This is a genomic window from Nocardioides renjunii, assembly GCF_034661175.1.
GTDB classification, from domain to species: domain Bacteria; phylum Actinomycetota; class Actinomycetes; order Propionibacteriales; family Nocardioidaceae; genus Nocardioides; species Nocardioides renjunii.
The window spans coordinates 2,081,789-2,095,606 of record NZ_CP141058.1 but is presented as its reverse complement, the minus strand read 5'-3'; the positions used below and the strand labels follow the sequence as shown (position 1 = coordinate 2,095,606).

The window sequence follows — 13,818 nt, the reverse complement described above, 5'->3', positions numbered from 1 at the left end:
TGAATATCTCGCCGTGTTGATCACCGTTTCGCAACGTCGGCGTCACCGGGACTTCGCACCCGAGTTCCGTACCTACAGGTAGAGATCTCCACCTATAGGTACGGCGGTCCCCGGATATCCGGTGACTCCAGAGCCCGCCGGCGACCGGCCGGTCACCCCCGATCGCCCTCAGGAGTCCAGGTCGACCTCGGGGTCGGCGCCGGGCATGACGTCGAGGTCAATCTCCACACCGGCCTCGACCGGGGGCAGGTCGGCGGGTCGGGGCCCGGTGTAGTCCGGTCCGTACGCACCGGGCGCGGGGCGGCGGGTCTTGCGGGGCGCCTTCTGACCCGGCGCCATCCGGCGGGCGGTGACGAGGAACGCGGTGTGGCCGATCATCTTGTGGCCCGGCCGGACAGCGAGGCCCTCGACGTGCCAGTCGCGCACCAGCGACTCCCAGGGCTGCGGCTCGGTGAACCCGCCGTGGACGCGCAGCGTCTCCACGACCCGGGACAGCTGTGTCGTGGTGGCGACGTAGGCGCAGACGATGCCGCCGGGCACGAGGGCGTCCGCTACGACGTCGATGCAGCTCCACGGGTCGAGCATGTCGAGGATGACCCGGTCGACCTGCGTGCCGAGCTGCGGCAGGCCCTCCTTGAGGTCGCCAAGGCGCAGGTCCCAGGCGGGGTGCGTCGCGCCCTCGGGGGCGGAGAAGAACTGGTGGACGTTGCGGCGGGCGACGTCGGCGAACTCCTCGCGCAGCTCGAAGGAGGTCACCCGCCCCCACGGCCCGACGGCACGCAGCAGCGAGCAGGTCAGGGCGCCGGAGCCGGCGCCGGCCTCGACGACCCGGGCACCGGGGTAGATGTCGGCGAGCGCCACGATCTGGGCCGCGTCCTTGGGGTAGACCACCGCCGCACCGCGCGGCATGGACACCACGAACTCGTTGAGCAGCGGGCGGAAGACGAGGTACTGCCCCCCGGCCGAGGACGTCACGGTGAACCCCTCGTCGCGACCGATCATCTCGTCGTGGTCGAGGTGGCCCTTGTTGGAGAAGAACCGCTTGCCGGCGACGAGCTCGAAGTTGTGCTTGCGCCCCTTCTGGTCGACCAGGCGCACCCACTCGCCCTCGCGCAGGGGGCCGCGGTGGACGCCGGACCAGGCCTCGGCGGGGACGTCGGGAGAGGGCTCGGACATGCGCCGAAGACTAGTGGCCGAGGGCCCGGATCCCTCAGCGGGCGGCGTTCTCCCGGAAGGCCCGGTCGACGTCGGCGGTGGACAGCACGCCGTAGATCCGGCCGTCGGCCTCGACGAGGAGGTACTCGTCGGCCGGGCGCCGGCTGATCGCGAGGATCAGCTCCTCCCCCGCCATCGTGGCGGGGAGGGTCAGCCCCTCCTCCATGGCCCGCGCCACGGTGGACACCGGCACCCACGGGCGCCGCTCAGGCGGCATCGCGGTGACGGCCGCCTCGCTGACGATGCCGAGCGGGGTCCCGTCGCCGGCCACGGTGACGATGCTGCCGGCCTGGGCGTCCTGCGCACGGCGCACGGCCTCGGCGAGGGGCAGGTCGGCGGGGACCGTGAGCGTTCGCCGTGCCAGCGGGCGCGCGACGAGGGCGGGCAGCCGCTGCCGGATCCTGGCGTGGGCCATCGCCGCCGTCGCCCCGGTCCAGAGGAAGAGGCCGAGGATGAACACCAAGACGAGGTCGACGACGGTGGGCTTCGTGCCGAGCAGCGGCTCCTGCACCAGCGGCCACGCGAGCAGGGCGAGCGCCGTGAGCCGACCGCCCCAGCCGGCGACGATCGTGCCGCGGTGCTGGTCGCCCGAGGCGCCCCACACGAGCGACTTGAGCACCCGGCCGCCGTCGAGCGGCAGGCCGGGCACGAGGTTGAGCACGCCGATCACCAGGTTGGCGCCGGCCAGCGCCCCGACGGCGACGCGGACCAGGCCGTCGGGGAGGACGAGCCACAGCCCGCCCGCCGCGACACCGACCGCGACGGACGTCAGCGGGCCGACGACGGCGATCCAGAACTCGTGGCGCGGCTTGCGCGACGCACCGTCGATCTCCGTCATCCCCCCGAGGAAGTGGAGGGTGATGGACGTGACGCCGTAGCCGAGGCGCTGCGCGACCACGGCGTGCGACGCCTCGTGCAGCAGGACCGAGAGGTAGAGGACGACGGCGAAGACGAAGCCGGCGACGTACTTCCAGAACCCCAGCCCCGGGACCTCCTGCTCGATGCGCGGGGCGAAGGTCAGCGAGATGAGCAGGGCGACGATGAACCACGAGCTGGTGACGAGGACGTCGATGCCCACGATCGACCCGATCCGCAGGGTGCCCGGCTGCCTCGGGGCGCGCGGGGACCGCCCGGCAGGGGCGTGATCGGTGGGTTCGGGCACGTGACGACCCTAGCCAACCGCGCCCACAGCGGCGCCGCTGCGGAGCCGGTCCGGGCGCGGCCGCCCGGGGCTGTCGTACGCCTCACCTAGGGTGACCGCGTCATGTCGATCCCCGCTGCCGAGTCCCCCGCCGAGGCCGTGTCGACGCCGGTCGACGGCGTCGAGGTCCTCGGCGCCCTGTCGCCGAGCCGGGCGGGCGACTTCATGGCCTGCCCCCTGATGTACCGGTTCCGCACGATCGACCGCCTGCCGGAGGCTCCGTCGCCCAACGCCGTGCGCGGCACGGTCGTGCACAAGGTGCTCGAGGACCTCTTCGACCTGCCCGCCCTCGAGCGCACCCCCGAGCGCGCGGCCGACATGCTCGACCCAGCCTGGGACGCGCTCCTCGAGGCCGAGCCCGCGCTGGGCGAGATGTTCGGGGGCGAGGGGCCCGACGTGGCGACCTGGATGGCGTCGTGCCGCACGGTCCTGCAGCGCTACTTCGACCTCGAGGACCCGCGCCGCCTCGAGCCGGCCGAGCGCGAGCTCTACGTCGAGGCGCTCCTCGACTCCCGGCTGCTGCTGCGTGGCTTCGTCGACCGGGTCGACGTCGCGCCGGACGGGCGGATCAGGGTCGTGGACTACAAGACCGGCCGCAGCCCCGGCGTCGACCACGAGGCCAAGGCGCTGTTCCAGATGAAGTTCTACGCGCTGGTCATCTGGCGGCTGCGCGGCGTGGTGCCGTCGGTGCTCCAGCTCGTCTACCTCGGCAACGGCGAGATCCTGCGCTACGAGCCCGACGAGGACGACCTGCGCGCCACCGAGCGCAAGGTCGAGGCGCTGTGGACGGCGATCCAGCTGGCGCGGGAGTCGGGCGACTGGCGCCCGCGCCCCTCACGGCTGTGCGACTGGTGCTCGTTCCACCCCTACTGCCCGACCAAGGGCGGCACCGTCCCGCCCCTGCCCGATCGCACGCCGCCCGTCGCCGACGCGTCGGTAGACGAGTCGGCCGACTGAGGCGCCGCGCGGCTCAGGGGGCGATGTAGGCCTCGGGCGGTGGCGCCGGCTCCTCGCCCGTGGCGAAGCCGGTGACCAGCTCCGGCTCCACCGGGTGCGGCTGGAGCGTGCCCGAGGCGATCTGCTCGGCCCAGTGGCACGCCACCCGGTGCTCCGGCGAGGCGCCGTCCACCTCGACGACCCGCAGCTGCGGTCGGTCGGTGTCGCACAGGGTCTCCTGGCGCCACGGGCACCGGGTGTGGAAGCGGCAGCCCGTCGGCGGGTTGGCCGGCGAGGGCAGGTCGCCCGTCAGCAGGATCTGCTCGCGCCGGTCCTCGACCAGCGGGTCGGGGACGGGCACGGCGGACATGAGGGCACGCGTGTAGGGGTGGAGCGGGAGGTCGTAGAGCTCACCCGCCTCCGACTCCTCCACCAGCCCGCCGAGGTACATCACGCCGATCCGGTCGCTGATGTGGCGGACGACGGCGAGGTCGTGCGCCACGACGATGTAGGTGAGCCCGAGCTCCTCCTGGAGGTCCTGCAGCAGGTTGATCACCTGCGCCTGGATGGAGACGTCGAGGGCGCTGACCGGCTCGTCCGCGACGATGAGGTCGGGGCCGACCGAGAGCGCCCGGGCGATGCCGACGCGCTGGCGCTGGCCGCCGGAGAACTCGTGGGGGTACTTCTTCAGCCCGGCCGGCGGCAGCCCGACGGCCGACATGAGCTCGCGCAGGCGGGCGTGGGTGGCGGACTTGTCCGTGTCGAGGCCGTGGGCGCGCATCCCCTCGAGCAGCAGGGCCTCGACCGTCTGCCGCGGGTCCAGGCTCGACATCGGGTCCTGGAACACCATCTGGAACTTCTTGCGCCGGGTCCGCAGCTCCTCGCCCTGGAGCGAGGCGATGTCGACGCCCTCGAAGCTCACCGACCCCGCCGTGGGGGTCTCGAGGTTGAGGATCGCCTTGCCGAGGGTCGACTTGCCGCAGCCCGACTCCCCCACCAGTCCGTAGGTCTCGCCGCGGTGGATGGTCAGGTCGACCCCGTCGACGGCGCGGACGTGACCCACCGTCTTGTCGAAGATGACCCCCCGCTTGATCGGGAAGTGCACCTCCAGGTCACGGACCTCCAGGAGGACCTCCGGCTGCCCGGTCATCGGGACACCCCCATCGGGTTGAAGCAGCGCAGGCCGACGACGTCGTCGCCGTCCCAGCCGGGGGTCTGCTGCACGCAGACCTCGAGGCGGTTCGGGCACCGCGGCGCGAAGGCGCACGCCGAGTCCCACGGCAGGTTGTCGGCGACCGAGCCCGGTATCGGCGACAGCGCCTCGCCGCGCGGGGCGTCGAGCCGTGGGATGGAGTTGAGCAGGCCCACCGTGTAGGGGTGCCGCGGGCGGGCGAACAGCGTGTGCCGGTCGCCGCGCTCGACGATCCTGCCGCCGTAGAGCACGTTGACCTCGTCGCACAGCCCGGCGACCACGCCGAGGTCGTGGGTGATCATCACCATCGCCGTCCCGGTCTCGACGACGAGCTCCTTGAGCAGCGCGAGGATCTGGGCCTGGATCGTCACGTCTAGCGCGGTGGTCGGCTCGTCGGCGATCAGCAGCCGGGGCTTGCAGGCCAGCGCCATCGCGATGAGCGCGCGCTGCCGCATGCCGCCGCTCAGCTGATGGGGGTAGTTGGCCAGGCGCGCTCGGGGGTCCGGGATGCCGACCCGGTCCAGCAGCTCGGCGGCCTTCGGCATGGCCTCCCTGCGGCTGAGCCCCTGGTGCCGCTCCATCACCTCGGTGACCTGCCGTCCGATCTGCACGACCGGGTTGAGCGAGGACAGCGGGTCCTGGAAGATCATGGCGATGTCGCGACCGCGTCGGTCCCGCAGCTGGGAGGGCGACAGGCCGAGCAGGTCCTCGCCGTCGAAGACCGCCGCCCCCTCCACGACGTTGCCCCGCTGCGGCAGCAGTCCCATGATCGCGAGCGACGTGACGGACTTCCCGCAGCCGGACTCGCCGACGAGGCCCACGGTCTGGCCGGGACGTACGTCGAAGCTGATGCCGTCGACGGCCTTGAACGGCTCCTCCCCGCGCCTGACGAAGCTCACCCGCAGGTCGCGCACCGCGAGGAGCGGCTCGGTCGAACGGTCGGGCCGCAGCGCGTGCGAGCTCATCGCACTCACCTCCGGGTCTTGGGGTCGAGGGCCTCGCGCAGCGACTCGCCCATGAGCGTGAAGCCGAGCGCGACGACGATGATGCAGGCGGCGGGGTAGAACGCCAGGTGCGGCGCCTCCCCGAGGTAGGGCTGGGCCTTCCCGAGCATCTGCCCCCACTCGGGGCTCCGGTCGTCGGGGTTGCCCAGGCCGAGGAAGGACAGGGCGGCCGCGTCGATGATGGCGACGGCCAGCACCAGGGTGGCCTGCACGATGACCGGCCCCACCGAGTTGGGCAGCATGTGCCGGAAGACGATGGCACGTCGCTTCACCCCCAGCGAGCGGGCGGCGAGGACGTGGTCGCTGGCGCGCTGGCCCAGCATCGAGCCCCGCAGCAGCCGGGCGAAGACCGGCACCTGGACGACGGCGATCGCGATGATGAGCGTCCACTGGCTGGGTCGCGTCGCGAGCGCCGCGAGGCTGAAGGCGAGCAGGAGGGACGGGATCGAGAGCATCACGTCGACGATCCGCATCACCAGCGAGTCGGTCCAGCCGGCGAAGGCCCCCGCCAGCGTCCCGAGGACGAGGCCGCCGAGCAGGCCGAAGAAGGTGGCCAGCACGCCCACCAGCAGGGTCTGCCGGCTGCCCACCAGGAGCCGGGACAGCAGGTCACGACCCCGGTCGTCGCCGCCGAGGAGGTGACCTGCCTCGGGGCCCGGGACGGGGTTGGACTGGGGCCGCACGGCGTCGAGGAGCGGACGCGCTGCGGGGTCCCACGGCGCGAGCCAGGGCGAGACGACGGCCAGCACGATGAAGGACACGGTGATGACGAGACCGATGAGGAACACCGGGTCGCGCCGCAGCCGGCGCCACGCCGTCCGGACCAGCGAGACGCCGGGCTCCCGGTCGACGGAGGCGTCGGCGAGCGCGTCGATGCGCTGCTTGCGCCGCTGGGCGTACGACGGCATCTGCGGTGACTCAGGGGACATGACCGCTCACCTCGTCCTGATCCGGGGGTCGATGAGGGCGTACGCGATGTCCACCATGAGGTTCACCAGGACGTAGATGGCCGCTGCGGCGATGATCAACACCTGCAGGACCGGGTAGTCCTTGTCGCGGAACGCCGTGGCCAGCGCGTCACCGATGCCCCGGATCGAGAAGACCGTCTCGGTGAGGATCGCCCCACCCAGCAGCGCCCCGACCTGCAGGCCGACGGTCGTCACGACGGGGAGCATGGCGTTGCGCAGGACGTGCCGTCCCCGGATGACCCGGGCCGTGAGCCCCTTGGCCTCAGCGGTGCGGACGTAGTCCTCGTCGAGGACGTCGAGCACCGAGGCGCGCGTGATGCGGAAGATGACAGCGAAGGGGATGGTGGCCAGCGCGACCGCCGGCAGGACCAGGTGCTTGAGCGCGTCCCATGCGGCGTCCCACTCCCGCGTCATGATCCCGTCGAGGACGAACAGCCCGGTGACCCGCGTCGCGTCGAGGCCGGTGCTCTGCCGACCGGAGACCGGGAGGAGGTCCCACTCGACGGCGAAGAAGTACTTGAGGAGGAACCCGGTGAAGAAGACGGGCACGGCCACGCCCACCAGCGAGAAGATCACCGCGGTGTTGTCCAGGGCGGTCCCCCGGCGCCGGGCAGCGAGGTAGCCGAGCGGGATGCCGAGGAGGATGGCGATCGCCAGGGCGAAGAACGCGAGCTCGATGGTGGCCGGCAGACGCGCGAAGAAGATGTCGAGCGCGTCCTCACCCGGCAGCACCTTGGTGGAGACGCCGAAGTCGCCTCTCAGCGCTCGCTGCATGTAGCGCAGGTACTGCACGGGCAGGGGCTCGTCCAGCCCGAGCGCCTCCTCCATCCGCGCTCGTCGCTCGGGTGTGGCCCGCTCGCCCAGGAGCGCGGAGACAGGTCCCCCCGGGAGGGACCTCAACCAGAAGAAGACGAGCAGGGACAGGGCCAGGACGACGCCCAGCATCTGGAGCAGGCGTCGTAGGACGAAGCGAAGCATGGTTCTCCTCACACACGGCGTGGGCCAGGGGATCGTCCCGCAGGACGACCCCCTGGCTCACTCAGGACGCTTCAGACCGGTCAGGACACCGGTCGGGGTGCGTCACTCACCGCTCACGGTGACGGAGTCGAACTCCTCGGCGGTCAGCGGGCTCGGGATGACGCCCTCCACGCCCGGACCGACCACGAGGGCCGGCGGGGAGTGGCTGATCGGCAGACCGGGGAGGTAGTCCTCCATGATCTGGGCGTTGATCTCCTCGAACGCCGCGGAGCGCTCGGCCTCGTCGACGATGGCGTCGGCGGCCTTGAGGTCGTCGGCCAGCTGCTTGCCCCACGGCATGGCCGAGGTGCCGAAGTCGTTCTCCTTGAGGTTGCCGAAGAACGTGCCGATGAAGTTGAACGGCGAGTCGTAGTCGCCCGTCCAGCCGAGGATGTAGGCGTCGTACTTGCCGGCCGTCACGTTGTCGAGGTAGCCGCCGTTCCACGACGCGGTCTTGACGTCGACCTTGACGCCGACCGCCTCGAGGTCGGTGCGCAGCGCCTCGTAGAGCTTCTGCGGGTCGGGCATGTAGGGACGGCTGACCTCGGTGGGGTAGGCGAACGTCAGGGTCATCCCCTCCGCGCCGGCCTCGGCGAGGAGCTCCTGGGCCCTCTCCGGGTCGTACTCCGGGGCGGCCAGCTCGGTGTTGTAGCCGCTCACCGTCTTGGGCATGAACTGCGTCGCCACCTCGGCGCCCTCGGGCAGCTGCGTCTGCACGAGCTGCTCGCGGTTGATGGCGAGGTTGAGCGCCTGCCGGACCTTGAGGTCCTGCAGCTGCGGGTTGGTGTCCGGGTTGAACCCCATGTAGAGGATGTTGAACGCGTCGCGGATCTCGACGGTGTTGCCCGACTCCTCCAGGGCGTTCCAGTCGACCGGGTTGGGCAGGTCGTAGCCGTTGATGCTGCCGGCCTCGAGCTCCTGGCGACGGGTGCTCTCGTCGGGGATGACGCGGAAGACCAGCTCGCTGACCTTCGCCGCCTCGCCCCAGTAGTCGTCGTTGCGCTCGAGGCTGATGGTGCCGTTGGCCTCGTCGTACTCGCCGAAGGTGAACGGGCCGGTGCCGACCGGGTTGTCGGCGTACTCCGGGAAGGAGAAGCCCTCGCCCTCGGCGGCGATGCCGTTGGCGTCGCCCTCCTCCAGCGCCTTCGGGGACTGCATCGACAGCGACTCGAGGGTCAGCATGGTCGGGAAGCCGGACGTCGGACCGCTGATGGTGACCACGGCCTCGAACTCGCCGGTGGCCTCACAGCCCTGGTAGAGGGAGTTGTCCGCGTCGTTGGCGAAGGCGCCCATGACGTAGCCCCAGTACTCACCAGCGACCTGGCCGGCGTCGTTCTGGTCGAACATCCGCTCGAAGTTGTAGCAGACGGCCTCGGCGTTGAACGGCTCGCCGTCGTGGAAGGTCACGTCGTCGCGGAGCGTGAAGGTCCACTCCGTGCCGTCCTCGTTGGGGGTCCACTCCGTGGCGAGCTCGGGGACGACCTCGGCGCTGCCGGGCTCGATGCCGAGGAGGCCCTCGAACATCTGCCGCGTGACGCGGAACGTCTCGCCGTCGGTGGCGTAGAAGGGGTCGAACATCTCCGGGGCGCCGGCGGCGCCGAAGACGAAGGTGGCGTCGCTGCCGCTGCCGCTGCCACCGCTGCCACCGCTGCCCTCGTCGCGGTCGCTCTCGGCGCAGCCAGCCAGTGCGGCGGCTGCCAGGACAGCCGTGGTCCATGTCGCCACGGTGCGTGTTCGAGACATCCGAGGTCCTTCCGTCCGGTATGCGATCGGGGGTGTGCACCGCACCCTAGACCGCCGGAAGTGAGCCGGGCCACAGCGACATGGTCACGGTCCGGTCACGTGTCGGCACGTGCCCGGCGGGGCCCACGGCCGCCAGCGGAAGAGCCGCCGCGGGTCCCTACGACGTGACGAGGCGGGCCAGCGCCGCCGTGTCGAGTCCGACGAGCGTGTCCGCGAACACCCGTCGCTCGCCCTCGAGGATCGGCACGTGGTTGGGCACGCAGAGCACGGTGCAGCCCGCGGCCACCGCCGACGTCGCGCCGGTGTTGGAGTCCTCAATCGCGAGGCAGTCCTCCCCCGCGAGCCCGAGCTCCGCGGCCGCGGTGAGGTAGGGCTCGGGGTGCGGCTTGCCGAGCTCGACGCGGTCGCCTGTGACGACGCTCGCGAACGTGTCCGTCGGGAGCTGGGCCAGGATCGGCGCGACGAAGCGCTGCCACGACATCGTCACCAGCGCGCACGGCACCTCGTTGACGACGAGGTCCGTGAGCAGCTCCCGAGCGCCCGGTCGCCACGGCACGTGCTCCTCCACCCGGGCCACGACGCCGTCGAGCAGCTCGTCGACGATCTGCTGCGGCGTCCGGTCGATGCCCATGTGCACCCGGATGTAGTCGCCCGACTCGAGCAGCGCGTTGCCCACGAGGTTCAACGCGTGCTGCTCGGACCAGGTCCCGCCGTACTTCTCCGCCATCGCGTACTCGGTGGCGATCCAGTAGGGCTCCGTGTCGACGAGGGTGCCGTCCATGTCCCACAGCACCGCTGCCGGTCGCGGCGCCCCTGGGTCGGCGTCGGTGTGGGGTCCGTGGCCAGCAGGGACGGGGGAAGCGGTGGTGCTCAGGGTGTCCTCCGGGGAGCTCGTTCGTCGGTGCGTACGGCGTCCCAGCCTAGGTGCCCGACGTGACCCGACGACGACGTGCGCGCCAACGGTGGACGTCCGGAGTCCTCGAGCGGCGCGACCGACTGCGCGACCGACAGCGCGACCGACCCCGGGCACGCGGATCGAGCGCCGCAGACGTGTTGACCCCACCGGCCCCAGCAGCGGTACTCTCGAACGACCCCACCCGTACGGGTGAGGTGCGCGACCTAGTGGCGCCAGCACGTGCACTTGGGAGGGTGCGCTGGCCCGCGGCCGTCGTGCGACGCGCTGCTCCGGGGAGGCACGCACCACATGAACGACCCGACCACCGCACCACCCGTCCGACCAGCGCCCCAGCGCGCCCCAGCGGGGGTTCCCCGCCTGCCCCGGACGTACGTCCCCCGGCTGGCGCTGTGGAGCCGGCTCGACGCCGCCGCGGGCGCGGCGGTGACCACCCTGGTCGCGCCGGCCGGCGCCGGGAAGACGCTGGGCGTGGCCGGCTGGCTGCGGGAGGCGCGAGCGGACGCGGACCTGCAGGAGGTGGTGTGGCTCGACGGTCACCGCGGCCTCGACGCGGCCCGCCTCGACGCCGTCCTTGAGTCCGCTGCCCCCGGCGGCGGTCACGGCTCCCGCCCCGGGCTCGTGGTCATCGACGACGCCCACGCCCTGCCCGTGTCGGCGGTCCGCCTCCTGGACGCGCGGCTCGACGACGCCCCCCAGCGCCTGCGGGTCCTGCTCCTGAGCCGGTGGGACCTGCCCCTCACTCGGCTGGCGCCCCAGCTCCTCGGGCACCTCACCGAGCTGCGCGGCGACGTGCTGCGGCTCTCGGACGACGAGACCGCGCGCCTGGTCGAGCAGCACGTCGGCACGACCGTCCCCGAGGTGGTGGCCACGATCGCCACCCGCGCCGAGGGCTGGTGCGCCGTCGTCGTGCTGACGTCCCGGCTGGTGGCGGCGTCACCGGACCCCGCCGCAGCCGTGCGCCGGATCTCGCACCGCAGCTCGGAGGTCGCCGACCAGGTGGCGAGCGAGGTGTTCGCGACCCTCACCCCGCGCGAGCGCCACCTCCTGCTCTGCACGGCCAGCGAGCACGAGGTGTCCCCCGGGACCGCGGCGCACCTGACCAACGACCGCGGCGCCGGGCTCGTCCTCGACGGCCTGGAGTCCACCGGTCTCCTGGTCACCCGCTCCGAGCCGGGCCCTGCCGAGGATGCGCCGGCCGACGGTCCACGCAGGACGCGTGAGGCGCGCTTCCGGATCCACCCCCTGCTCGCCGAGGTGGTGCGGCGGCGGGTCGCGGCGGGTGGCGTGGACGTCGAACGAGCCCGCGCGACCGTGCTGCGGGCCGTCCGCCTCGACGTCGGTCGGGGCGACACGGTGGCGGCGTTCGGGAGGTTGGTCGACCTGGGCCTGGCCGAGGCGGCGGCCGAGCGACTGGTGGAGGACGGGACGCGCCTGCTCATGCGCGGGCACGACAAGGACGTCGTCGCCTTCGCCCAGCGGTGGCCCGACGAGCTCGAGGGCCGTCCCGAGAGCTGGTTCGTGCTCGGCGTCGAGCGGTGGGTCCACGGTGACGTGCAGTCGGCCATGCACTGGTTCGACCGGCTGTTCCGCTCGGTGGGCGGCGCAGCCGTCCCGAGCCACCGACTCAGCGCCCAGCACCTGTGCGCCCGCCTCATGCGCGCCCGCGCCGGCTTCGAGCCCCTCGACGCCGTCGCCAGGCTCGCGCAGGAGCACGTCGACTCGCCGTCCTTCTCCAGCACGCCCGCGGACCTGCAGCCCCACGTGCTGGGTGAGCTGGGGATCGTCCAGCTCACGCTGGGGATGCTGGTGCCCGCCGAGACCAACCTCCTCCGGGCGGCGCGCCTCGGCGACGAGCTGGGGCTGCCGGCCCATGCCGCGGCGGCGCTGACCCACCTCGCCGGCCTCTACTACATGCGTGGGCGCGAGCACGTCGCCGGCCGGCTGGCCGCACGCAGCCTCGAGTCCATGCAGCACCTCGGGGCCGGCCTGGGTGTCCCCCGGCACCGTGCCCTCCTCTACTCGCGCCTCGCGTCGATGTCCACGCTCCCGATGTCCCTCCCCCTGCCCCTCCCGCCGGCCGAGCCGTCGGGCGCGGACCGGGTTGACGACGTGGTGCACCCGGCCGACGCCACGACGCGGTTCTGGCAGCAGGTGCACGACGCCCGGGTGCAGCTCTCCGAGGGATCGGTGATCCAGGCCGAGCGGACGCTGCAGGCCGTCATCGACGTCCCGGGTCTCCCGTGCCACCTCCGCGCGACGCTGCTCATCGAGCGCGGCTACCTCGCCGCCCTGTGCGACGACCGGACCACCTTGCGGACCCTCACCGCGGAGCTGCACGAGCACGGGCACCTGGGAGAGGCGCTGCTCCTGCGGGGCGTGGCGGCCGACCTGGGCGGCGACCTGCGGCTCGCGGTCGACCAGTTCGCCGCGGCGGCCGACCACGCGGTCCTGGACCAGCCGCCGTGCCGCGCGCTGGCCCTCGTCGGAAGGGCCCAGCTCCTCGACGCGCTCGGTGACGCACATGGAGCCCGGGTCGCGGTGCTGGCCGCGGTCCGCGCGACCGAGAGCCGCGCCAACTACGTCGCGTTCCTGGGCTGGAGCCGGCACGGGACGGGAGTGCATGCGCTGCTGCGCCGGTTCGGCAACGCCCGGACCGATCCCTGGTTAGGCCAGCTGGTGGAGCTCACCGGCCAGCACCCCGACATCACCTCGGCCCTCGCGGCGTCGACCCCCACGACCCGGGAGCGCCACACGCCCGAGCCGCTGGTGACGACCCACCTGAGCCCGCGCGAGCGCGACGTCCTGCGGGAGCTGGCGAGGGGCGCGACGTACGCCGACATCGCGACCGGCCTGTTCGTCTCCGAGAACACCGTCAAGACGCACGTGTCGAGCCTCTACAGCAAGCTCGGTGCGAGCCGGCGCAGCGAGGCCCTGTCCGTGGCGCGCCGGCTCGAGCTGCTCTGAGCCGGCGAGCCACCGACAGGGTGGCGGGCCGGGACTAGTCCGCGAACACCTCGCGGATGGCGCTCTCCTGCTCGTCGCTCAGGTTCGTGAAGATCAGCTCCGGACGGTGCGAGGAGAAGGCGTCGCTCACCTTGTCCATCACGGCGTCCGAGCTCATCACGAACAGCGCCGAGGTCCCGGGGGTCACCTGGTCCCTGACCCGGTTGATGAAGCCGTCGTCGATGCCGACGTCGTTGAGGGAGCCGGCCAGCGCCCCGGACGCCGCGCCGATCGCCGCGCCGAGGAGCGGCACGAAGAAGATCATGCCGAACAACATGCCCCAGAAGGCCCCGCCCATGGCGCCGGCCCCCGCCAGGTTGTTGAGCTGACGCGTCTTCGGCTTCTTCTTGCCTTCCTCCCACCGGACGGTCGCCGCGTCGTGGATGGTGATGAGGTTCTTGGTGGCCAGCTCGCGCAACGTGTCCGTCGCGTCGTCTGCTCCGGATGCGGTGTCGAACTTCCAGACGGTGAGCGTTCCCATGGAGGCTTCCCTTTCGTCGGCGTGCCTTGGTGGCGCGGCGGGTCCCCGCATCGTCTCCACCGCTCGGGCGGTGCGTGCTCCCCCGATCCGGGTGAGTGCCGCACCCCGGTGTCCGGCGCTCCTCTCACCCGATTCAGGGGGT

Annotated in this window: 11 protein-coding genes; 2 read left to right on the top strand and 9 right to left on the bottom strand. The window is 72.3% G+C overall.

Translation table 11 applies throughout. The features are described 5' to 3' along the window. Window positions 1–168: 168 nt before the first annotated feature. The gene (locus SHK17_RS09965; protein ID WP_322921944.1) at window positions 169–1,176 is read right to left on the bottom strand and encodes a tRNA (adenine-N1)-methyltransferase; all 1,008 of its coding nucleotides are present in this window, start codon (window positions 1,174–1,176) and stop codon (window positions 169–171) included. Between the two features lie 34 nt (window positions 1,177–1,210). Continuing rightward, window positions 1,211–2,377 carry a site-2 protease family protein gene (locus tag SHK17_RS09960; protein ID WP_322424201.1) on the bottom strand — a complete coding sequence of 389 codons (1,167 nt, stop codon included), beginning with the start codon at window positions 2,375–2,377 and terminating at the stop codon, window positions 1,211–1,213. A 102-nt stretch (window positions 2,378–2,479) separates the two neighbouring features. Here SHK17_RS09960 and SHK17_RS09955 point away from each other — a divergent pair, with 102 nt between their 5' ends. Then, window positions 2,480–3,373, top strand: coding sequence for a RecB family exonuclease (locus SHK17_RS09955; protein ID WP_322921942.1), 894 nt, complete (start codon window positions 2,480–2,482; stop codon window positions 3,371–3,373). A 13-nt stretch (window positions 3,374–3,386) separates the two neighbouring features. On the opposite strand, the gene SHK17_RS09950 is transcribed toward SHK17_RS09955, so the two are convergent. The 6 genes from SHK17_RS09950 to SHK17_RS09925 all read right to left on the bottom strand — a co-directional run bounded on the left by SHK17_RS09950 (window position 3,387) and on the right by SHK17_RS09925 (window position 10,069). Then, on the bottom strand, window positions 3,387–4,502 hold the full coding sequence (locus SHK17_RS09950) for an ABC transporter ATP-binding protein (RefSeq protein ID WP_322424199.1): 1,116 nt from the start codon (window positions 4,500–4,502) through the stop codon (window positions 3,387–3,389). Then, window positions 4,499–5,509: an ABC transporter ATP-binding protein gene (locus SHK17_RS09945; protein ID WP_322424198.1), complete on the bottom strand. Its 1,011-nt coding sequence runs from the start codon at window positions 5,507–5,509 to the stop codon at window positions 4,499–4,501. The genes SHK17_RS09950 and SHK17_RS09945 overlap by 4 nt, the downstream gene beginning before the upstream one ends. A gap of 5 nt (window positions 5,510–5,514) precedes the next feature. Further along, on the bottom strand, window positions 5,515–6,477 hold the full coding sequence (locus SHK17_RS09940) for an ABC transporter permease (protein WP_322921941.1): 963 nt from the start codon (window positions 6,475–6,477) through the stop codon (window positions 5,515–5,517). Between the two features lie 6 nt (window positions 6,478–6,483). Beyond that, on the bottom strand, window positions 6,484–7,494 hold the full coding sequence (locus SHK17_RS09935; RefSeq protein ID WP_172272414.1) for an ABC transporter permease: 1,011 nt from the start codon (window positions 7,492–7,494) through the stop codon (window positions 6,484–6,486). Between the two features lie 102 nt (window positions 7,495–7,596). Continuing rightward, entirely contained in the window at window positions 7,597–9,276 is a 1,680-nt protein-coding gene (locus SHK17_RS09930; RefSeq protein ID WP_322424196.1) for an ABC transporter substrate-binding protein, read from the bottom strand. A 157-nt stretch (window positions 9,277–9,433) separates the two neighbouring features. Further along, window positions 9,434–10,069 carry an HAD family hydrolase gene (locus tag SHK17_RS09925; RefSeq protein ID WP_322424195.1) on the bottom strand — a complete coding sequence of 212 codons (636 nt, stop codon included), beginning with the start codon at window positions 10,067–10,069 and terminating at the stop codon, window positions 9,434–9,436. Window positions 10,070–10,480: 411 nt separating this feature from the next. On the opposite strand from SHK17_RS09925, the gene SHK17_RS09920 reads away from it, so the two are divergent. After that, a complete protein-coding gene (locus tag SHK17_RS09920) occupies window positions 10,481–13,156 on the top strand; it encodes a LuxR C-terminal-related transcriptional regulator (RefSeq protein WP_322921939.1) in 2,676 nt (891 codons plus the stop codon). A gap of 34 nt (window positions 13,157–13,190) precedes the next feature. Here SHK17_RS09920 and SHK17_RS09915 read toward each other — a convergent pair whose 3' ends face one another. Beyond that, on the bottom strand, window positions 13,191–13,676 hold the full coding sequence (locus SHK17_RS09915; protein WP_172272426.1) for a DUF1269 domain-containing protein: 486 nt from the start codon (window positions 13,674–13,676) through the stop codon (window positions 13,191–13,193). Window positions 13,677–13,818: the final 142 nt, after the last annotated feature.

Coding starts and splice junctions, on each gene's coding strand:
- SHK17_RS09965 (WP_322921944.1), bottom strand. CDS start 1,176: ATGTCCGAGCCCTCTCCCGACGTCCCCGCCGAGGCCTGGTCCGGCGTC.
- SHK17_RS09945 (WP_322424198.1), bottom strand. CDS start 5,509: ATGAGCTCGCACGCGCTGCGGCCCGACCGTTCGACCGAGCCGCTCCTC.
- SHK17_RS09930 (WP_322424196.1), bottom strand. CDS start 9,276: ATGTCTCGAACACGCACCGTGGCGACATGGACCACGGCTGTCCTGGCA.
- SHK17_RS09940 (WP_322921941.1), bottom strand. CDS start 6,477: ATGTCCCCTGAGTCACCGCAGATGCCGTCGTACGCCCAGCGGCGCAAG.
- SHK17_RS09950 (WP_322424199.1), bottom strand. CDS start 4,502: ATGACCGGGCAGCCGGAGGTCCTCCTGGAGGTCCGTGACCTGGAGGTG.
- SHK17_RS09920 (WP_322921939.1), top strand. CDS start 10,481: ATGAACGACCCGACCACCGCACCACCCGTCCGACCAGCGCCCCAGCGC.
- SHK17_RS09955 (WP_322921942.1), top strand. CDS start 2,480: ATGTCGATCCCCGCTGCCGAGTCCCCCGCCGAGGCCGTGTCGACGCCG.
- SHK17_RS09915 (WP_172272426.1), bottom strand. CDS start 13,676: ATGGGAACGCTCACCGTCTGGAAGTTCGACACCGCATCCGGAGCAGAC.
- SHK17_RS09935 (WP_172272414.1), bottom strand. CDS start 7,494: ATGCTTCGCTTCGTCCTACGACGCCTGCTCCAGATGCTGGGCGTCGTC.